The organism is Geodermatophilus sp. SYSU D00766 (assembly GCF_054049915.1).
Genome location: NZ_JBJGYI010000011.1, coordinates 22,753 through 41,970 on the forward strand (window position 1 = coordinate 22,753; position 19,218 = coordinate 41,970).

General features: G+C 76.4%; 18 protein-coding genes. 8 read left to right on the forward strand and 10 right to left on the reverse strand.

Going from position 1 to position 19,218, the window contains the following annotated elements; all coding sequences use genetic code 11:
* Positions 1-70 precede the first annotated feature (70 nt).
* Positions 71-1,252 carry an acetoin utilization protein AcuC gene (locus ACI8AD_RS10955; RefSeq protein WP_456870550.1) on the forward strand — a complete coding sequence of 394 codons (1,182 nt, stop codon included), beginning with the start codon at positions 71-73 and terminating at the stop codon, positions 1,250-1,252.
* Positions 1,245-3,950 (forward strand): bifunctional acetate--CoA ligase family protein/GNAT family N-acetyltransferase, encoded by a 2,706-nt coding sequence (locus ACI8AD_RS10960; protein ID WP_456870551.1) that lies wholly within the window; start codon positions 1,245-1,247, stop codon positions 3,948-3,950. The genes ACI8AD_RS10955 and ACI8AD_RS10960 overlap by 8 nt, the downstream gene beginning before the upstream one ends.
* A 10-nt stretch (positions 3,951-3,960) precedes the next feature.
* Here the strand turns inward: ACI8AD_RS10960 and ACI8AD_RS10965 are convergent, their stop codons facing one another.
* From ACI8AD_RS10965 to ACI8AD_RS10990, 6 genes are all read right to left on the reverse strand, one after another.
* Positions 3,961-4,605, reverse strand: a complete 645-nt coding sequence (locus ACI8AD_RS10965) for a dihydrofolate reductase family protein (RefSeq protein WP_456870552.1) — start codon at positions 4,603-4,605, stop codon at positions 3,961-3,963.
* A gap of 69 nt (positions 4,606-4,674) precedes the next feature.
* Positions 4,675-5,226 carry a TIGR03086 family metal-binding protein gene (locus ACI8AD_RS10970; protein ID WP_456870553.1) on the reverse strand — a complete coding sequence of 184 codons (552 nt, stop codon included), beginning with the start codon at positions 5,224-5,226 and terminating at the stop codon, positions 4,675-4,677.
* Positions 5,227-5,338: 112 nt separating this feature from the next.
* The gene (sigB, locus tag ACI8AD_RS10975; RefSeq protein ID WP_089404146.1) at positions 5,339-6,322 is read right to left on the reverse strand and encodes an RNA polymerase sigma factor SigB; all 984 of its coding nucleotides are present in this window, start codon (positions 6,320-6,322) and stop codon (positions 5,339-5,341) included.
* A 242-nt stretch (positions 6,323-6,564) separates the two neighbouring features.
* Positions 6,565-6,996, reverse strand: coding sequence for a D-aminoacyl-tRNA deacylase (gene dtd, locus ACI8AD_RS10980; RefSeq protein ID WP_456870554.1), 432 nt, complete (start codon positions 6,994-6,996; stop codon positions 6,565-6,567).
* Positions 6,997-7,029: 33 nt separating this feature from the next.
* Positions 7,030-7,656 (reverse strand): GNAT family N-acetyltransferase, encoded by a 627-nt coding sequence (locus tag ACI8AD_RS10985; RefSeq protein ID WP_456870555.1) that lies wholly within the window; start codon positions 7,654-7,656, stop codon positions 7,030-7,032.
* Entirely contained in the window at positions 7,653-8,339 is a 687-nt protein-coding gene (locus tag ACI8AD_RS10990; protein ID WP_456870556.1) for a phosphatase PAP2 family protein, read from the reverse strand. Before ACI8AD_RS10990 ends, ACI8AD_RS10985 begins: the two co-directional genes overlap by 4 nt.
* A 208-nt stretch (positions 8,340-8,547) precedes the next feature.
* Between ACI8AD_RS10990 and ACI8AD_RS10995 the strand changes: the two genes are divergently transcribed.
* Positions 8,548-9,345: an ABC transporter ATP-binding protein gene (locus ACI8AD_RS10995; protein WP_456870557.1), complete on the forward strand. Its 798-nt coding sequence runs from the start codon at positions 8,548-8,550 to the stop codon at positions 9,343-9,345.
* A gap of 1 nt (position 9,346) precedes the next feature.
* Positions 9,347-11,878, forward strand: coding sequence for an ABC transporter permease (locus tag ACI8AD_RS11000; RefSeq protein ID WP_456870558.1), 2,532 nt, complete (start codon positions 9,347-9,349; stop codon positions 11,876-11,878).
* Positions 11,879-11,912: 34 nt separating this feature from the next.
* Here ACI8AD_RS11000 and ACI8AD_RS11005 read toward each other — a convergent pair whose 3' ends face one another.
* Positions 11,913-13,508 (reverse strand): sensor histidine kinase, encoded by a 1,596-nt coding sequence (locus ACI8AD_RS11005; RefSeq protein ID WP_456870559.1) that lies wholly within the window; start codon positions 13,506-13,508, stop codon positions 11,913-11,915.
* Between the two features lie 139 nt (positions 13,509-13,647).
* Between ACI8AD_RS11005 and ACI8AD_RS11010 the strand changes: the two genes are divergently transcribed.
* The 3 genes from ACI8AD_RS11010 to ACI8AD_RS11020 all read left to right on the forward strand — a co-directional run bounded on the left by ACI8AD_RS11010 (position 13,648) and on the right by ACI8AD_RS11020 (position 16,159).
* Positions 13,648-14,829, forward strand: coding sequence for a sensor histidine kinase (locus ACI8AD_RS11010; protein WP_456870560.1), 1,182 nt, complete (start codon positions 13,648-13,650; stop codon positions 14,827-14,829).
* Positions 14,826-15,488 (forward strand): response regulator, encoded by a 663-nt coding sequence (locus ACI8AD_RS11015; RefSeq protein WP_456870561.1) that lies wholly within the window; start codon positions 14,826-14,828, stop codon positions 15,486-15,488. The genes ACI8AD_RS11010 and ACI8AD_RS11015 overlap by 4 nt, the downstream gene beginning before the upstream one ends.
* A 176-nt stretch (positions 15,489-15,664) precedes the next feature.
* Positions 15,665-16,159, forward strand: a complete 495-nt coding sequence (locus ACI8AD_RS11020) for an FBP domain-containing protein (RefSeq protein WP_456870562.1) — start codon at positions 15,665-15,667, stop codon at positions 16,157-16,159.
* 9 nt (positions 16,160-16,168) lie between these two features.
* Here ACI8AD_RS11020 and ACI8AD_RS11025 read toward each other — a convergent pair whose 3' ends face one another.
* A complete protein-coding gene (locus ACI8AD_RS11025; RefSeq protein WP_456870563.1) occupies positions 16,169-16,726 on the reverse strand; it encodes a hypothetical protein in 558 nt (185 codons plus the stop codon).
* 97 nt (positions 16,727-16,823) lie between these two features.
* Between ACI8AD_RS11025 and ACI8AD_RS11030 the strand changes: the two genes are divergently transcribed.
* Positions 16,824-17,249 (forward strand): hypothetical protein, encoded by a 426-nt coding sequence (locus ACI8AD_RS11030; protein WP_456870564.1) that lies wholly within the window; start codon positions 16,824-16,826, stop codon positions 17,247-17,249.
* Here ACI8AD_RS11030 and ACI8AD_RS11035 read toward each other — a convergent pair.
* Both ACI8AD_RS11035 and ACI8AD_RS11040 read right to left on the reverse strand, forming a co-directional pair.
* Entirely contained in the window at positions 17,234-17,524 is a 291-nt protein-coding gene (locus ACI8AD_RS11035) for a DUF1540 domain-containing protein (RefSeq protein ID WP_456870565.1), read from the reverse strand. The genes ACI8AD_RS11030 and ACI8AD_RS11035 overlap by 16 nt on opposite strands.
* Positions 17,525-17,998: 474 nt before the next feature.
* The gene (locus ACI8AD_RS11040) at positions 17,999-19,054 is read right to left on the reverse strand and encodes an NAD(P)-dependent alcohol dehydrogenase (RefSeq protein WP_456870566.1); all 1,056 of its coding nucleotides are present in this window, start codon (positions 19,052-19,054) and stop codon (positions 17,999-18,001) included.
* Positions 19,055-19,218: the final 164 nt, after the last annotated feature.

The window sequence follows — 19,218 nt, forward strand, 5'->3', positions numbered from 1 at the left end:
TCCCGGCCAGGGACGACCCCGGGACGACGACGGCCCGGCGGGAGGGTCCCGACGCGGACAGGAGGGCCCCGTGAGCGACTCGGTGGCCGTCGTCTGGGACGACGCGCTGCTCGGCTACACGCTGGGCGGTGACCACCCGCTGCACCCCGTGCGGCTGGACCTGACCATGCGCCTGGCCGACGCCCTCGGCGTCCTGGCGTCGGACCGGGTCGACGTCGTGCGGCCCGCGCCCGCCGGCACCGACCTGCTGACGCTGGTGCACGACGAGGCCTACCTGGAGGCGGTGCGGCGCGCCCCCACCGACCCCGACGAGCGCTACGGCCTGGGCACCGCCGACAACCCGGTGTTCGAGGGCATGTACGAGGCCGCCGCGCTCATCACCGGCGGCAGCGTGCAGGCCGCCGAGCTGGTGCACTCCGGCCGCGCGCAGCACGCGGTGAACATCTCCGGCGGGCTGCACCACGCCATGCGCGACCGGGCGTCGGGCTTCTGCGTGTTCAACGACGCCGCGATCGCGATCGCCTGGCTGCTCGGTCAGGGCCTGGAGCGGATCGCCTACGTCGACCTCGACGTCCACCACGGCGACGGCGTGCAGGCCGCCTTCTACGACGACCCGCGGGTGCTCACCGTGAGCATCCACCAGACCCCGCTGACCCTCTTCCCCGGGACCGGCTACCCGGAGGAGACCGGCGACCCGGAGAAGGCGCACGGCAGCGCCGTCAACGTGGCCCTGCCCAACGGCACCGACGACCCCGGCTGGCTGCGCGCCTTCCACGCCGTCGTCCCCGGCGTGCTGCGGGCCTTCGCGCCGCAGGTGCTGGTCACCCAGTGCGGCTGCGACGCCCACCACGAGGACCCCCTCGCCGACCTCGCGCTCACCATCGACGGCCAGCGGGCCAGCTACCGCGCGGTGCACGAGCTGGCGCACGAGCTGTGCGACGGCCGATGGATCGCCCTCGGCGGCGGCGGCTACGGCCTGGTGCGCTGCGTGCCGCGGGCCTGGACGCACCTGCTGGCGGAGGCGGCGGGCGCGCCGCTGGACCCGGTGACGGCGATCCCGCAGTCCTGGCGCGACGACGTCGTCGCCCGCGGGCTGCGCGCCCGGCCGCCGACGCACATGACCGAGGGCGGCTACACCGGCTTCGCCGCGTGGGACCCGTTCACCGAGTCCCGCGTCGACCGGGCCGTCGCCCGCACCCGGCGGGCGTCCTACCCGCTGTTCGGCCTCGACCCGGACGACCCACGTGACTGAGCAGCGGACCGCGCCGCCTGCGCCCGAGGAGCAGGCGCCGCGGCCTCCCGCGCACTGGGAGGCCGACATCGTCGCCGCCGACGGCGGCACGGTGCACCTGCGCCCGATCTGCCCCGAGGACGCCGACGGGCTGGTCGGCCTGATGGAGCGCAGCTCCGACCAGACCCGCTACTACCGCTTCTTCGGGCCGATGAAGCGGCTCAGCGACAAGGACCTGCACCGCTTCACCCACGTCGACCACTCCGACCGAGTGGCCTTCGTGGTCCTGCTCGGCGACCAGCTCATCGCCGTCGGCCGCTACGACCGCCTGCCGGGCACCACCGACGCCGAGATCGCCTTCCTGGTCGAGGACGCCCACCAGGGCCGCGGCCTCGGGTCGGTGCTGCTCGAGCACCTGGCCGCCGCCGCCCGCGAGCGCGGCATCACCAACTTCGTCGCCGAGGTGCTGACGCAGAACGCCCGGATGGTCCGGGTCTTCCTCGACGCCGGGTACCAGGCCACGCGCACCTACGACGAGGGCGTCGTCCACCTGACCTTCCCGATCGCGCCCACCCAGACGTCCCTGGCGGTCGCCTACGAGCGCGAGCAGCGCAGCGAGTCCCGGTCCATCGCGCGGCTGCTCACGCCGTCGTCGGTCGCGGTCGTCGGCGCCAGCAACGACGAGGGCAAGATCGGCAACCTCGTCCTGCGCAACCTGCTCGACCACGGCTTCGAGGGCCCGGTGTACCCGGTCAACCCCGGCGCCCGGCACGTGCGCGGTGTGCCCGCCTACGCCTCGATCGAGGCCATCCCCGGCGACGTCGACCTCGCGGTGGTCGCCGTCCCGGCCGACGAGGTCGCCGGGGTGGTCGAGGCCTGCCGGCGCAAGCGGGTCCGCGGCCTGGTGGTCATCTCCGGTGGGTTCGGCGAGACCGGGCCGGAGGGGCGGGAGGCCGAGCGGCGGCTGGTCGCCGCGGCGCGGGCCTCGGGCATGCGGGTGGTCGGCCCCAACTGCCTGGGCGTGGTCAACACCGACCCGGCGATCCGGCTCGACGCCAGCCTCGCGCCGCACGTGCCCGGCCGCGGGCGGGTGGGCTTCTTCGCCCAGTCCGGCGCGCTGGGCGTGGCGCTGCTGGAGCGCGCCCGCTCGCGGGACATCGGGCTGTCGAGCTTCGTCTCGGCGGGCAACCGGGCCGACGTCAGCGGCAACGACCTGCTGCAGTACTGGGCCACCGACCCCGGCACCGAGGTCGTGCTGCTGCACCTGGAGAGCTTCGGCAACCCGCGCAAGTTCGCCCGGCTGGCCCGCACGGTCGGCCGCACCAAGCCGGTGGTGGCGGTCAAGAGCGGCCGGCACGGCGGGCTCACGCCGGGCCTGGCCGGCACGTCGGTGTCGGTGCCCGAGCAGTCGGTGGCCGCGCTGTTCGCCTCGGCGGGCGTGATCCGGGTGGAGACCGTCGCGCAGCTGTTCGAGGTCGGCATGCTGCTGGCCCACCAGCCGCTGCCGGCCGGCGACCGGGTCGCCGTCGTCGGCAACTCCACCGCGCTCGGTGTGCTCGTCGCCGACGCCGTCCTCGACCAGGGACTGGCGCTGGCCCACGAGGCCCCGGTCGACATCGGCACCACCGGCAGCCCGGAGGCCTTCCGCGCGGCGCTGCAGGAGGCCGTCGACGACGACGGTGCCGACGCCGTCGTCGCGGTGTTCCTCCCGCCGCTGGTGCACACGCCGCCCGACGAGTACGGCCGGGCGCTGGTGGAGGTGTCGCGCGGGTCGGCCAAGCCCGTGCTGGCCACCTTCCTCTCCGCCGAGGGCTTCCCGCCCGAGCTCACGGTGACCGACGCGAACGGCATGCCCGCCCGCGGCTCGGTGCCGTCGTACTCCTCGCCGGAGCGGGCGGTCATCGCGCTGGCCCGGGTGGCCGAGTACGCCCGCTGGCGGCGGCGGCCCGTGGGCACGGTGCCCGACCTGCCCGACGTCGACGCCGAGCGCGCCCGGTCGGTGGTGCGCGGGGCGCTGCTGGAGTCGCCCGGCGGCCGGCAGCTCACCGACGACGAGACGCTGGCGCTGCTGGCCGCCTACGGCGTGCCGCTGCTCGGCACCCGGCTGGCCACCACGGCCGAGGAGGCCGTCGCCGCCGCCGACGCCGTCGGCTACCCGGTGGTGCTCAAGTCCACCGCGCCGTGGCTGCGGCACCGCACCGACCTCGGCGGGGTGCGGCTGGACCTCCCCGACGCCGACGCCGTCCGCGCCGCCTTCGAGGCGATCCCCGCCGGTGACCCGGTGATCGTGCAGGAGATGGCGGCCCCTGGGGTGGCGACGGTCGTGGAGGTCGTCGACGACCCGTCGTTCGGCGCGCTGGTCAGCTTCGGCCTCGGGGGCGTGGCCACCGAGCTGCTCGGCGACCGCGCCTACCGCACGCTGCCGCTCACCGACCTCGACGCCGCCGAGCTGGTGCGCGAGCCGCGGGCGTGGCCGCTGCTCGACGGGTGGCGCGGGGCCGAGCGGGTCGACGTCGCCGCGCTGGAGGAGCTGCTGCTGCGGGTCGCCCGGCTGGCCGACGACCTGCCCGAGGTGCTCGGCCTGACGTTGTCCCCGGTCATCGCCGGCCCGCCCCATCCCTGGCACGGCGGCCGCTCGCTGGTGGTCGCGGGCGGGACGGTGCGGGTCGGGCCGCCCACCGCCCGCGTGGAGCCGGGCCCGCGCCGCATGCGCGATTGAGCCGGGCGGGTCACCTCCTCCAGTAGAGGTGGTGGGTGACGCCGCTCGGGCTCGGGACGACCTCGCGGGAGAAGCGGTCGAGCAGCTCGTCCGGCGACGTCCAGAGCCGGGAGCCGGCGCCGAGCTCGACCGGCGCGACGGCGACGTGCAGCGTGTCGACGAGGTCGGCCTCGAGGAACTGCCGGACCACCGAGGCGCCTCCCCCGAGCCGGAGGTCGAGACCGCCGGCCGCCGCGCGGGCCTGTTCCAGCACCGTGGCCGGGTCGGCGTCGACGAAGGCGAACGTGGTGTCCGACAGCGTGAACGACGGCCGCAGGTGGTGGGTCATGACGAACACCGGCGTGTGGAACGGCGGCTCCTCCCCCCACCACCCCCGCCACTCGTGGTCCTGCCAGGGGCCGCGCTGGGGCCCGAACTTGTTCCGGCCCATGATCTCGGCGCCGATGCCGTGCGCGAAGTCCCGGGTGAAGTAGTCGTCGAGGCCGCGGCTCCCGCCCGGCTCGCTGCGCCCGGGGAAGCTCGCGGTGGCGAGGGCCCAGGCCATCAGCTCCCGCGGGTCGGCGTGCCCGAACGGCCGCTCGAGGCTCTGCCCCTCACCCGCGCCGTACCCGTCGCTCGAGACGGTGAAGTTCTGGACCCTCAGCAACTGCGCCACGTCGTCCTCCTCGGTGTCGACGGGGAGACCGGCGCCGGCGCCGGAACTCATCGGCCCGGGAGGACCTGCTCAAGGCCGGCGGCCGGTGAAGGCCAGCAGCTTCGTCTGGGCGTCGGCGTCGTCGGGGACCGGGACGCGCGCGCCGTAGTGGCCGCTGCCGCGCAGCGCGGCGTCCCACGGCTCGATCCCGGCGAGGAACGCCGCCGCCTCCTCCGGGTCGAGCGACTCGTCCTGCCCGGTGGCGCGGGCGAGGTCCCAGGTGTGCACCAGGAGGTCCATCAGCCCGGTCATGGCGACCAGGTCCTCGAGCGGCACGTCCCCCGCGCGGGTGCTGGTCGGGCGTCGGGCGAGGTCGGGGTCGGCGAGCAGGGCCGAGATCGCGGCGTCGGTGGCCCGCCAGGCCGCTGCCGGGTCGTCGTCCACCGAGGGGAGCGCGGGCACGGGACGGCCCACGGCCGGGAGGTACAGCGCGGGCATCCACTCCACCAGGTGCCGGACGACGTCGCGCGCGACCCAGCCCTCGCACGGCGCCGGGTCGTCCCAGCGGCCGGCGGGGACGCCGTCGACCCGCCGCCCGAGGTCGTCGGCCAGGTGCCGCCAGCGTTCCCGTGTCGTCGCCACGACCAGCCTCCTCAACCGAACGGTTGACGACGAGCGTGGCCCGGCGACACGGGTCTGTCAACGCCGAGAGCCGGCTCCCCGTGGGGGAGCCGGCTCTCGGCGTCGCCGGGTGTCAGGCGAGGTAGTCGCGCAGGGCGTCGGCGCGCTGCGGGTCGCGCAGCTTGGCCATGGTCTCGCGCTCGATCTGGCGCACCCGCTCGCGGGAGAGACCGAACTGCTTGCCGATCTGCTCCAGCGTGCGCGGCTGGCCGCCGTCGAGACCGAAGCGCAGCACCACGACGTCGCGCTCGCGCTCCTCCAGGGTGGACAGGACGGTGCGCACGTCGCCCTTCATCATCTGGAAGGCGACCGCGTCCTCCGCCACCGCGGCGTCGGCGTCCTCGATGAAGTCACCGAGGCGGGACTCCTCGTCGGCGCCGACGGTCTGGTCGAGGCTGACCAGGTCGCGGCTGTACTCGAGCAGCTCGGTGACCCGCTCGGGGGTCATGTCCAGCTCGAGGCCGAGCTCCTCGGCGGTGGGCTCGCGCTCGAGCTCCTGGTGCACCCGCCGGCGGGTCCGCACGACCTTGTTGACCTGCTCGGCCAGGTGCACGGGCAGCCGGATGGTGCGGCCGGAGTCGGCCATCGCGCGGGTGATCGCCTGGCGGATCCACCACGTCGCGTAGGTCGAGAACTTGAAGCCCTTGGTGTAGTCGAACTTCTCGACGGCGCGGATGAGGCCGACGTTGCCCTCCTGGATGAGGTCCAGGAACGTCATGCCGTGCCCGGTGTAGCGCTTGGCCACCGAGACGACCAGCCGCAGGTTGGCCTCGAGCAGGTGCCGCTTGGCGGCCTTGCCGTCGACGGCCAGCGCCTTGTAGTCCCGCTGCAGGGCAGGGGTGAGCTGCCGCTCGGCGAGCAGCCGCTCGGCGTAGAGGCCGGCCTCGATGCGCTTGGCCAGCTCGACCTCCTGCTCGGCGGTCAGCAGGGCGGTCTTGCCGATGGTGTTGAGGTACACGCGCACCAGGTCGGTCGACACCAGGCCACTGGTGTCCGGCTCGCGTCGCGGCGAGCGGACCTCGAGGGCGTCACTGGGGGAGGACTGCAGGAGCGTCACGGGATGTCTTCGTCCTTGCCTGTGGTTCGGATGCACCGGCCGGCTGTCGGAGGCGGTGGTGCGTCCGCGTCTGGGGTGGGGCGCCGCTGTCCGGGCGGGACCCCGCTGTTGTCCGTTGTCGTCCGTTGTGTTACGCCCCGTGCAACGGTCCCGACGGGCCCTGGTGTTCCGCGCGGCCCGACTTCACAGGCAACGCACAGAGCGTGTCTTCTGTCACCACCCGTACCCGGTCCGTCGCCGGATCAGACCTCCAGCAGCAAGGTCATCGGGCCGTCGTTCACCGAGGCCACCGCCATGCGGGCGCCGAACACCCCCGTCGCCACCTCGCAGCCGCGCCGCCGCAGCTCTGCAACCACCTCGCCGACCAGCGGCTCGGCCACCTCGCCGGGCGCCGCGCCGTCCCACGACGGGCGGCGGCCCTTGCGCGTGTCGGCGTAGAGGGTGAACTGGCTGACGACCAGCACCGGCAGCCCGAGGTCGGCGACCGAGCGCGCGCCGTCGTCGGTGGGGAACACCCGCAGCTCGTGGACCTTCCGGGCCAGCGCGCGGGCGCGGCCGGCGTCGTCGTCCCGGCCGACGCCGACCAGCGCCAGCAGGCCCCGGCCGACCTCCCCGACGACGGCGCCGTCGACGGTCACCGACGCCGAGGCCACCCTGCTCACCACCGCGCGCACCGGCCCATCCTGCGCCGCGGACCGCGGCCGCCCTCAGCGGGGAGGCGCCTGCCCGCGCCCGGGCGGACGCTCCATCACCCACACGTGCGGTGCGCCGCCGGGCGGGTCGAGCTCGGCCCGGACGCCGAAGCCCAGCCGCCGGTAGAGGCGCACGTTGGCCGCGGACGACGTCTCGAGCACCGCGGCGGCACCCTCGGCGTCGAGCGCCCGGATCCCGGGGGCGAGCAGCTGCGAGGCGGTGCCCCGCCCGCGCTCCCGCGGGAGGGTGCCCACGCAGCCCAGCAACCAGTGCGGCCCCGGCGGCCGCGCCCTCGCCGCGGCGGTCTCGGCCTCCTCCAGCGCGGCGGCGCGGTCGCCGAGCAGCAGGGGGACCCGCTCGGCGAGGAGCCGCCGGGTCGCCTCCGACGGCGGCGGGTCGTCCGGCCGCGCCCAGCACGCGGCCGCCACGACGGCGCCGTCCCGCTCCGCGACCCACGTGCCGCCCGTCTCGGCACCGGCCAGCCCGGCCTGCAGCCGGTAGAGCTCCCGCAGCCGCTCGCGCCTGCGGTGCTCCCCGAACGCCCAGCGGGTCCACGGGTAGGCGTCGAACGCCTCGGCGAGGACGTCCCCCACGGCCGCCGCGTCCGCCGTCGTCGCGCGGCGGACCGTCGTGCCCGTCACGGCTCCCTCCCCGTCCCGGCCCGCCGCAGCGGGGACCTCCCGGCCGACCCTGCCAGGGCGCCGGCGAGCCGGGCGGCCGGCCACCGCAGCGCGACGACGACGACCAGGACGACCGCCGACCCGAGGACCAGCCCGTCGACGACGTCGTGCGGCAGGTGGACGCCCAGCGCCACCCGCGACGCGCCGACGAGCAGGGCCGGCGGGACGGCGACCCGCCACCACGCGGGTGCCAGCAGCACGACCGCGGTGGCCAGCGCGGCGGCCAGGGTGGCGTGGTTGCTCGGCAGCGACCAGTCGCCCGGCGGCGGGCACTCGACCAGCGCGGTCAGTCCCGGGACCGTGCGGCAGGGCCGGTCCTGCGCCACCGCCGCCTTGAGCGCCTCGCTGACGCCGAGCGCCGCGACCACCGCGACCCCGGCGAGCAGCGCCGTGGCCACCGGCTCGACCCGGGTCCGCCGGCGCCACGCCGCCGCGGCCAGCAGCAGGGCGAGGGCGACCAGGCCGCCCTCGCTGACCACCTCCACGCCCCGGTGGACCCAGCCGGGCCGGTCGGCCACCGCCCGCACCACCGAGCGGGCCAGGTCGGGACCCGGCACGTCGTTCACGACCAGCAGCACGGCGGCCGCGACCAGCAGGGCGGCGGGCACCAGGAACGGCCGCAACCGGGGAGCGGAGGAGGGCACGACCCCGATGCTCCGGCCGCGGGTGCGCCGGACGCCTCGGACCGCCGGACCGGCCGGGTCTCCTGCGCGAGGAGGAGCGGGGACCGGCCCTCCTCCTCGAGGACCCCTCCGGCGACCGTCCCGCAGGCCGATCCGCACCGGCGCGGGCTCCCCCAGGCTCGGGACGCCGCAGCAGGTGCGGCACCCGACCACCTCGAGGAGCCAGACCGTGACACCGGTCCAGCAGACGTCCCCGGCCGTCCCCGCCACGGCGGCCGGCACGCCCGCCGCCCGCGGCCGGGCCCTGACCCGGGTCTACGGCCGCGGCGACACCCGGGTCACGGCGCTCGACGCCGTCGACGTCGACTTCCACCACGGCGAGTTCACCGCGATCATGGGCCCGTCCGGCTCGGGCAAGTCCACGCTCATGCACTGCATGGCCGGCCTGGACTCCCTGACCTCCGGCTCCGCCTGGATCGGCGACACCGAGCTCTCGGCCCTGGACGACCGGGGCCTGACCCGCCTGCGCCGCGACCGCATCGGGTTCGTCTTCCAGGCGTTCAACCTGCTGCCGACGCTGACGGCGCTGGAGAACATCACGCTGCCCATGGACATCGCCGGGCGCACCCCCGACCAGGCCTGGCTGGACCACGTCGTCGACGCGGTCGGCCTGCGCCCCCGGCTCGGCCACCGGCCGGCCGAGCTGTCCGGCGGGCAGCAGCAGCGGGTGGCGTGCGCGCGCGCCCTGGCCGGCCGTCCCCAGGTGGTCTTCGCCGACGAGCCCACCGGCAACCTCGACTCCCGCAGCGGCGCGGCGGTGCTGTCCTTCCTGCGGACCTCGGTGCGCGAGATGGGCCAGACGGTCGTCATGGTGACCCACGACCCCGCGGCCGCCTCCTACGCCGACCGGGTCCTCTTCCTCGCCGACGGGCGCATCGTCGACGAGATGGCCGCCCCCACCGCGGAGCGCGTCCTCGACCGCATGAAGGCGTTCGACGCCGCAGGCCGCATCGTCGAGGTGGGCTGAGATGCGGCGGGCGACCCTGCGCAGCCTCCTGGCGCACAAGCTGCGCCTGGCTCTGTCGGCGGTGGCGATCGTGCTCGGCGTCGCCTTCGTCGCCGGCACGATGATCTTCACCGACACCCTCGACCGGACCTTCACCGACCTCTTCGAGAGCACCGCGTCCGACGTCGCCGTGACCCCGGAGGGCGGCACCGACGGCGTCGACGGCCCCGCGGGCACGCTGTCGGTGCCCGGGGCGCTGGTCGGGCAGGTGCGCGCCGTCGACGGCGTGGCCGCCGCCGAGGGCTACGTGCAGGCCCAGGGCGTCTACCTGCTGACCCCCGCCGGGGAGGTGCTCGACACCGGCGGCGCGCCCGGCATCGGGATCAGCTGGACCAGCGCGCCGGGGCTCGACACCGGCGAGCTGACCGCGGGCCGGGCCCCCGAGCGCGCCGGCGAGGTGGCGCTCGACAGCGGCAGCGCCGCGGAGGCCGGCTACGCGGTCGGCGACCGGGTGACGCTGCTGACCCCCGGTCCCCGGGTCGAGGCCACCGTCGTCGGCGTCTTCACCTTCGGGGAGGACGGCGGCCTGGCCGGCGCCTCGCTCACCGCCTTCGACGTGGCCACCGCCCAGCAGCTGACGGGCGTCGGCGACGGCTTCAGCGGTATCCAGGTGGCCGCCGCCGAGGACGTCTCCCACGACGAGCTCGCCGACCGGGTCGCCGCCGCGGTCGGCGACGGCTACACGGTCCAGACGGCGCAGCAGCAGGCCGACGAGCAGTCCGCGGCCCTCGAGGAGGGGCTGTCGTTCATCACCGTGCTGCTCACCGCCTTCGCCGTCATCGCCCTGTTCGTCGGCAGCTTCATCATCCTGAACACGTTCTCGATGCTGGTCGCACAGCGCACCCGGGAGCTCGCGCTGCTGCGGGCCCTCGGCGCCGGCCGGGGGCAGGTCACCCGCTCGGTGCTGCTGGAGGCCGTCGTCCTCGGTGTCGTCGGCGCCACGGCCGGCCTGGCCGGCGGGTTCGGCATCGCGACCGGGCTGCGGGCGCTGTTCGGCACGTTCGGGCTCACGCTCGACGGCGACCTGGTGCTGTCGGCGGGCACGGTGGTGTGGTCCTACGCCGTCGGCGTCGTCGTGACCGTGCTCGCGGCCTGGGTGCCCGCCCGGCGGGCGGCCCGCACCCCGCCGGTCGCCGCCATGCGCGACGACCACGTGGCGGTGGAGCGGTCGCTGCGCCGCCGGACCGGGGTCGGCGTCGCGCTGGTCGCCGTCGCCGCCGGTGCCCTGGCCGGCAGCGTGGCCACCGGCGACAGCGGTGACGCCCCGGCGTTCGTCGGGGTCGGCGGGCTGGCCCTGGTGCTGGGCGCGGTCGCGCTCAGCCCGGTCCTGGCCCGGCCCGTCGTCCGGGTGCTGGGTGCGCCGCTGCCGCGGCTGGCGGGCACGGCCGGCCGGCTGGCTCGCGACAACGCCCGGCGCAACCCGCGCCGGACCGCGGCGACGGCGTCCGCGCTGATGGTCGGGCTGACGCTGGTGACCGGTTTCGGCATCCTCGGCGCGTCGGCCAACGCCTCGGTCGAGGCCCTCGTCGACGACACGGTGCTCGCCGACTACGTCGTCTCCACCGCCGTGGGTCAGCCGTTCACCCCCGAGGTCGCCGACCGGCTGCGGCGGCTGCCGGAGGTCGACGCCGTCCTGCAGCAGCGGTTCACCCAGGTGCGACTGGACGGGGAGGAGACCTTCGCCGCCGCCGTCGACGCGGCCACCCTGGACCGCGGGCTCACCCTGGAGTACCTCACCGGCGGCAGCGACGGGCTGGCCGGGCGCGGCCTGCTGGTCGACGAGGCCACCGCTGCCGAGCACGGCTGGGAGGTCGGCGACACCGTCGCGGCCGAGTCGGCCGGCGGGCAGCGGACCGAGCTCACCGTCGGCGGGGTCTACGCCGCCAACCAGGCGGTCGGCTCGATGGTCCTGTCCCTGGACACCGACGCCGCCCTCGGCGGGCCGGCCCTGGACCGCTACGTCTACGTGGTCCTCGCCGACGGGACCGACGTGGCGGCGGCCCGCGCGGCGCTGGAGACGGTCGTCGAGGCCTACCCGGTCGTCGGCCTCAAGGACCGCGACGAGTTCGCCGGTGAGCAGAAGGCGCAGGTCGACCAGGTGCTGATGCTCATCAACGCGCTGCTGGTGCTGTCGGTCCTCATCGCCGTCCTCGGGATCGTCAACACCCTGGCGCTGTCGGTGCTGGAGCGGACGCGGGAGATCGGCCTGCTGCGCGCCGTCGGCATGGACCGCAGGCAGCTGCGCCGCACGGTGCGGCTGGAGGCGGTGCTCATCTCGGTGTACGGGGCGGTGCTGGGTCTGGGCCTGGGCCTGGTGCTCGGGGTGGGGCTGACCCGCGCGCTGGCCGACCAGGGCATCACCGAGCTGGTCGTCCCCGGTGCTCAGCTGGCCGGCTCCCTGGTCCTCGGGGCGCTCATCGGCGTGGTGGCCGCGGTCTGGCCGGCCCGGCGGGCGGCGCGGCTGCAGGTGCTCGACGCCATCGCCACGGCGTGAGCCGGTCCCGCTGAGGCGGTCCTGCTGAGGTGGGTCAGCCCGGGAGGGGCACGCGGACGACGAGCCGCGTGCCCCGCCCGGGCGCGCTGTCCACGTGCAGCCACCCGCCGCACAGCAGCGCCCGCTCCCGCATCGTCCGCTGCCCGTGCCCGCCGCCGCGCGGCGCCGCCGGGTGGAAGCCCCGGCCGTCGTCGGCGACGGTGAGCACGAGCTCCGAGCCCCGCACCTCCAGCGCCAGCTCGGCGCTGCCGGCCCGGGCGTGCTTGACGCAGTTGTGCAGCGCCTCGGCGGCGATGCGCACCAGGTGCTCGGTGGGCCCGGCGCCCACCGCCGGCAGGTCCGCGGCCACCCGCAGGCGCACGGGCAGGCCGTCGCGGGCGGTGCAGGTGCGGGCCAGGTCGCCCAGCGCGCCGGTCAGGTCCGGGGACCCCCCGCGGATGCCGGTGACGGTGGCCCGCAGCTCGGCGACCGCCTGGCGGGACAGCTCCTCCAGGTCCCGGGCCGCCGCCGCGACGAGCTCCGCGTCCCCGGCCGCCAGGCCGCGCCGCACGGCCTGGGCACGGGCGTGCAGGGAGAACAGCGAGGCGCTCAGCGAGTCGTGCAGGTCCCGGCCCAGGCGCCGGCGTTCCAGCTCGGCGGCCTGGGCGCGCAGCTGCTCGTCGGCCAGCGCGACCGAGGCGTGGGCGCCCAGCGCCGACCACGACGTCAGCTCCGACTTGGTCGGGGCGGTCACCGACGCCGGCATGAGCAGCAGCAGGCACCCCACGGTGCGCCCGCCGCGGTGCAGCGGCAGGGCGGCCGCGCCCTGCCAGCACAGCCCGGCCAGGTGCTCGGCCAGCCGGGGCGACGAGCGCTCCAGCCGCTGCCGCCCGTCGGAGAGCAGCAGCAGGCGGCCGGCGGTCAGCAGCTCCCCGCCCGGGAGGTCGCCCGTCCTCGGGCCGGCCTCGGCGACGGCGTCGGCGGTCCCCGGCGGGAGGCCGGCCGACGCGCGCAGCAGCAGCCGGCCCTCGTCGGACTCGTCGGCCTCGGCGAGCAGCAGGCAGCCCAGGGCGCGCGAGCGGTCGACGGCCTCCCGGGCCAGGCTGGCCAGCACCTCCTCGACCGGGGCGCCCTCGGCGATGCCGGCCGCGGCCGCGCCGGGCACGACGGCGTCGGCGTCGGACGGGCCCAGCCCGAAGGTCGGGTGGAACACCGCCGGGGCCAGCTCCCGGTCGCCGACGCGCAGCACCGAGCCCGACCAGGTGATCCCGACCTCGGTCCCGTCCGGCCGGACGACGGTGTTGGCGTAGAAGCCGGTGTCACCCGCCCGCTGGTCGTGCTCGAGCTCCAGCAGCGCGGCCCGCTCGTGCTCGGCGAAGGACTGCAGGTAGTCCTGACCGGCCAGCTCGGCGAACGGTCGGCCGATCACCGCGGCACCCGCCGGGTTCAGGTACACCCAGCTGTGGTCCTCCCCGGTGATGCAGACGCCGTAGTTCGCGGACTCGAGGAGGTCCACGAGCGCGTCGAGTCCCAGCGCGCGGAGCACGGCCCCGCCGTCGGTGCGGTCGGGAGCCGGCGACCCGGTGCGGGGCGCGGGGACGGCCGCCGCCGGCTGCTGCTGCTCGGGCGCGGCGGCGCCCCGGTGGTCCACGACCGCACAGGATAGCCAGCGGAACAGCACCGGACGGAAACCGCGACACGGCCGGCCTCCTCCTCGGGGACGAGGCCGGCGGGGGATCCGGTCCGCACGGAGGAGGCGCCGGCGCGCGGTCGCCGCCTAGCGTGGCCGCGTGCAGCCTCCCGGTGTCCGCCCCGGCACCCCGCGCTGGCACTGGGGCGCACGGGAGGACGTCGTCCTCGGCGCGCTGGTCGCCCTGTTCGCGACCCTGGCGCTGTGGTCGGCCCCGACGTTCGTCGACTACGACTTCCGGGAGCCCGACGCCCTCAGCGTCGGGCTGGCCGTGCTCTCCGGCGCGGCGGTGGCCGTCCGCACCCGCTGGCCGCTGGCGGCCCTGGCGGTGGCCTCGGTCGCCTCCCTGCTGCCCGTGCAGCAGGGCTACGCGCAGAGCGTGGCCACCCTCGCCCCGCTGCTGGTCACCTACACGGTCGCCGCCGGCCGCCCGCTGCGGCAGAGCGCCGTCGCCACCGCGGGCGCGGGCCTGCTGGCCGCCGTCGTCCTGGTCACCGGCCCCTTCGAGGCCTCCCTGGCGGACTGGTTCGGCAACGGGCTGCTGCTGGGCACCGGCTTCGGCGTGGGCCGCTCTGTGCGGCTGCGGCGGGAGCACACCGCCGGCCTGGAGGAGCGCAACCGCGCCCTGCTGGAGGCCCGCGAGGCCCGCAGCCGGGCCGGAGAGGTCGACGAGCGGGCCGCCGTCGCCCGCGAGATGCAGGACCTGGTCACCCACGGCCTGACGGCGCTGACCGTGCAGACCGCCGCCGCCCGGCGCCTGCTGCGCAGCGACCCGGACACCGCCGAGGACCTGCTGCGCACGGTGGAGCGGACGGGGCAGGACGCGATCGCCGACATGCGGCGCATCCTCGGCGTGCTGCGCCCGAGCGACGACGCCGCCGACCTGCGGCCGCAGCCGGGCCTGGCCGACATCGACGACCTGGTGGCCTCGGCCCGGGCCGCCGGCCTGCCGGTGGAGCTGGTGTCCGTCGGCACCGCGGCCGAGGTCGAGCCCGGCGTCGCCCTGACCGCCTACCGCCTCGTGCAGGAGGCGCTGCGCAACTGCCAGCAGCACGCCGGCCGGGCCGCGGCGACGGTCGTGCTGCACTGGCGCCCCGGGAGCCTGTCGCTGGCCGTGGAGGACGACGGCCGCGGCGCGCGGGACGGGGAGTCCGAGGGCCGGGGGCTGCGCTCGCTGGCCGAGCGCGTCGCGGCCTACGGCGGGCGGCTGTGCGCCGGACCGCGCGGCGGGGGCGGGTTCACCGTCACCGCCACCCTGCCGACGTCGAGGAGTGCCGCGTGACCATCCGGGTGCTGCTGGTCGACGACCAGCCGCTGCTGCGCACCGGCTTCCGGCTCATCCTGCAGTCCGAGCCGGACGTCGAGGTCGTCGGCGAGGCCGGCGACGGCGAGGTCGCGCTGTCCCAGGTGCGGGCGCTGCGCCCCGACGTCGTGCTCATGGACATCCGCATGCCCCGCATGGACGGCGTCGAGGCGACCCGGCGGCTGGCCGAGCTGGCCGAGCCACCCCGCGTGCTGGTGCTGACCACCTACGACCTCGACGAGTACGTCGTCGACTCCCTGCGGGCCGGCGCCTCGGGCTTCCTGCTCAAGGACGTGCCCGCGGAGGACCTCGTCGACGCCGTGCGCGTCGTCCACCGGGGCGAGGCCGTCGTCGCGCCGCGCGTCACCCGCCGCCTGCTCGACCGCTTCGCCCGGCTGCTGCCGGCCGCCGGGCAGGACCCGCCGTCCCTGGACGGGCTCACCGAGCGCGAGCACCAGGTCCTGCTGCTGGTGGCCAGGGGCATGTCCAACGCCGAGATCGCCGCGGAGCTCGTGCTGAGCGAGACCACCGTCAAGACCCACGTCAGCAACGTGCTCATGAAGCTCGGCCTGCGCGACCGCGTGCAGGCCGTGGTGCTGGCCTACGAGCGGGGGATCGTCCGGCCCTCCACCTCCTGAGCCGCCCGCGCGCAGGAGGCCGCGCCGCGCCGTCCTCCGCGGGGAGGAGGGGAGGACGGCACGCGCGGAGGACGACCGGCGCAGCGGGGCGCCGCACCCTGGGGGAGACCCGACCGGGCCCGCCGCACCGCCCCGCGGGGGCCGGCCCGCGCACGACCCACGTCCGGAGGACCACCGTGGACCCCCTCACCGAGCCCCAGATCCGGAGCTCGTTCGTCAACTGCTCCCGCGGCGAGGCCGCGGCGGCCACTCTGCCGGCCGGCCTGTCCGACCTGCCGTGGGAGGACCTGGACTTCCTGGGCTGGCGGGACGCCCGGGCCCCGCTGCGCGGCTACGCCGTCCTGTGGCGGGAGGGCCGCCCGCTCGGCATCGCCCTGCGCGCCGCCGACACGGCGATGTCCGCCCGCACGTCGGCGATGTGCCTGCTCTGCCAGACCACGCAGACCGGCGCGGACGTCTCGCTGTTCACCGCCCGCCGCGCCGGGGAGGCCGGCCGCAACGGCAACACGGTCGGCCAGTACGTCTGCGCCGACCTCGGCTGCTCCTCCCGCGTCCGGACCGAGATCCCGCCGTGGCTGCGCGAGCGCGACCCCGAGGAGGTCGTCCCCGAGCGGGTCGCCGAGCTGCGCCGGCGGCTGGACACCTTCGTCGGCCACGTGCTGCGCCCCTGACCGCCCGTCTCAGGCCGCGCCGAAGACCGCGCGGAAGCCCTCCCGCCAGCTCGGGTGGCGCAGCTGCATGCCGAGCTCGCGGCGGGCCCGCGCGTTGGACGCGCCGCGCAGCTGGGTGCCGTAGTAGACCGCCTGCGGGCCGATCTCCCGCTCGGCGACGTCGGCGGGCACGACCGACGGCTCCGGGCCACCGAGCAGCCGGGCGAGGTGGGGCACCCACTCGCGCATCGGCGCCGGGTCGTCGTCGACCACGTCGTAGACCCCCGGCGCCCCGCGCTCGACGGCGGTGACGGTGACGGCGGCGGCGGCGTCGACGAGGATGGGGGTGACCTCGGCGCGCAGCCGGTTGGTGTCGACCAGCCAGGAGCCGCAGTCCCGCGCCGGGGTGGCGAGCGCGGTGAGCTGGTGGACGACGACGTCCGGGCGGGCGGCGGTGACGGCGGCGCGCAGCGCCCCGGCCCGCTCGGGCGCGCGGGTGGTCGCGGTGACCTGGTGGCCGGCGGCGAGCAGCGGCAGCACCGGGCGGCCGACGGCGCCGGTGCCACCGGCGAGGAGGACCCGTGCCATGCCGACTCCTCGCGGGCGCCCGCGGGTGACCGGGCGGGCGCTGGACGCCTCCGCGGAGAGCAGGTTAGGCTTGCCTATCCCGATTCGTGGAGGCTCGATGGGACTGCGGCTGCCGCTCGGTCAGATGACCGTGCTCATGGGCTCCGAGAACGCCCGGCGACAGGTCATGACCGCTCTCGACGAGAGCACCGGCCGCTGCGCCTCCGGGCACGGCTCCGTCCCGGTCCAGCGGCTGTCGCCGACGTCGGGCGAGGGCGTCGGCCCGCGGCTGGCCGCGGTGGAGGAGGCCCGTCGCGGCGACGCCTCGATCGTGCTGGTCGACCGGCTCACCGACGGGCTGTCGTCGACCGACCGGCGCGCGGTGCTCAGCGCCGTCCGTTCGGTCGCCGCCCCCGGGCGCGCCGTCCTCGTGGACGACGCCGACCCGGTGGCCGCGCTGTCGTTCGCCGACGGGGCGCTGCGCTCCGCCGGGGGAGCGCTGTCTCTCGAGCCGGTGGGCGGGTTCGACTACCTGGCCTCGTAGGTCAGGCAGTCCGCGGCGTCGGCACCCGGGCCGACACGGACGCCCGGCGCGGTGCACTCGAGCTGCTGGTTGTGCCGGCAGTCGGAGCGGTGGCAGGCGCCCACCATGCCGGTGCGGTCGAGGCCGCCCCGGAAGGAGATCTCGACGAAGGTGCCGCAGTGGGCGTGGTCGCCGCTGACGGTGATGGCCCCGGCGTGACAGCTGGATCCCGCGTTGTAGGAACAGCTGGCCACGGAGCAGTCCTGGACCTGGGGGAGTTCCTGCATCGTCGTCATGGACCTCAGGGTGACAGCCCCCGGCGGACCCCGCCAGCAAACTGAGGCTGTCCTGACCTGGGGGTTCAGGAACTGTCCCGGGGCGGCCCGCGTGGGTCCCGGACCGGTCCGGTCAGCTGCCCAGGTACCGGGAGACCGCGACCTCGACCTCCTCGAGCTCGTCCCGGTGGAGGGAGAAGGCGGGCTCACCGTCGACGGACCGCACGTCGGTGCACGCCGGACACCGATCGGCGGCGGCCCCGCTCCGGACCCCGGAGGACTGCACCAGCCCCACCGTTCGCACGGCCTGCGTCGGGGATCCGGGTCGCCAGCCCGGGTCCCGGGCACCGGAGGGACGACCGCGGCGCAGCCGGTCGACGGCGGAGGCGTCGACGCAGTGGGAAGCACGCGGTGGATCCACCGGGCGGAGCACCAGGACTCCCCGCGCCCTCGTCAGCACCGGGCCGATCCGCGGCCGGGCGCTCCAGTCGGGCGTCAGGACCCGTCCGGGTCGTGGATCGCCACGACGATCTTGCCGCGGGTGTGGCCGTCCAGCAGGTACCGGATGGCCGCGGGGAGCTCGTCGAGCGGGTAGGCCCGGTCCACGGCCGGGGTGAGGGTGCCGGCGTCGATCATCTCCCGCAGGGTGTGGAGGTCCCGCGCGTTCTCCTTGTTGATGAACGTGCCCAGCTGCTGGCGGACGAACACCGACAGCAGCCGGGCCCGGATCTGCCGGTCGGTCCCGCCCAGCCACCGTCCGCCGTTCTCCCCACCGACGATGACCAGCCGTCCCCGGGAGGCAAGGACTCGGCGCAGCCGGGAGAGTCGCCGGTTGCCGCCGATGTCGAGGACGACGTCGTAGCGGCGGCGCCCGTCGGTGATGTCCTCGCGGGTGTAGTCGAGGACGTGGTCGGCGCCGAGGGCGCGTACCTCGTCGACCTTCCCGGTGCTGCTCACGCCGGTGACATCGGCACCTGCGGACTTGGCGAGTTGCACCGCGAAGCTGCCCACGCCGCCCGACGCCCCGATGACGAGGACCTGCTCGCCGGGTTGGACGCGGCCGTGGTCGCGGACGGCCTGCAGCGCGGTCAGCCCGGAGATGGGCACGGTGGCTGCCTGGGCGGAGGAGAGTGTCGCCGGCTTGGCGGCCAGCTTGCCGACCGGGGCGCGGGCGTACTCGGCGAAGGTGGCGTAGCCGATGCCGAAGACCTCGTCGCCCGGGGCGAAGTCGTCCACGCCGGCTCCGACGGCCTGGACCGTGCCGGCCAGCGCCCGGCCCGGGTTGGCGTACTTCGGCCGGCGCAGCCCGAAGCCGGCGAGGCGGATCGGGTAGGGCAGGCCGGCCATCACGTGCCAGGTGCCGCGGTCGACGCTGGCGGCGTGCACCCGGACGAGGACCTCGCCGTCGGCGACCGAGGGGACCGCGAGGCGGGCGATCCGCAGGACGTCTTCGGGGGCCGGCCCGTAGCGGTCCTGGACGATCGCGGTCATCGTGGCGCCGGCGTCGCCGCCGGAGGGCCGCGGGGCCCTGCTGAGTTGCTGGTCGGTCATGGCGACACTCCGTCCTGGTCGTTGGCGTCAGGCCGTGGGGAGAGCCGTGCCCGTCCGCACCCGGCGGCCGGACGGAGGCCCATCGCTGGGGCTGGTCGGTCATCCGGGTCGACAGCACGGCGAGCACCGCCCAGCCGGTGCACGTGGGAGCCGGCGACGATCCG

Coding starts and splice junctions, on each gene's coding strand:
- ACI8AD_RS11025 (WP_456870563.1), bottom strand. CDS start 16,726: ATGGCACGGGTCCTCCTCGCCGGTGGCACCGGCGCCGTCGGCCGCCCG.
- ACI8AD_RS11000 (WP_456870558.1), top strand. CDS start 9,347: ATGCGGCGGGCGACCCTGCGCAGCCTCCTGGCGCACAAGCTGCGCCTG.
- ACI8AD_RS11035 (WP_456870565.1), bottom strand. CDS start 17,524: ATGACGACGATGCAGGAACTCCCCCAGGTCCAGGACTGCTCCGTGGCC.
- ACI8AD_RS11040 (WP_456870566.1), bottom strand. CDS start 19,054: ATGACCGACCAGCAACTCAGCAGGGCCCCGCGGCCCTCCGGCGGCGAC.
- ACI8AD_RS11030 (WP_456870564.1), top strand. CDS start 16,824: ATGGGACTGCGGCTGCCGCTCGGTCAGATGACCGTGCTCATGGGCTCC.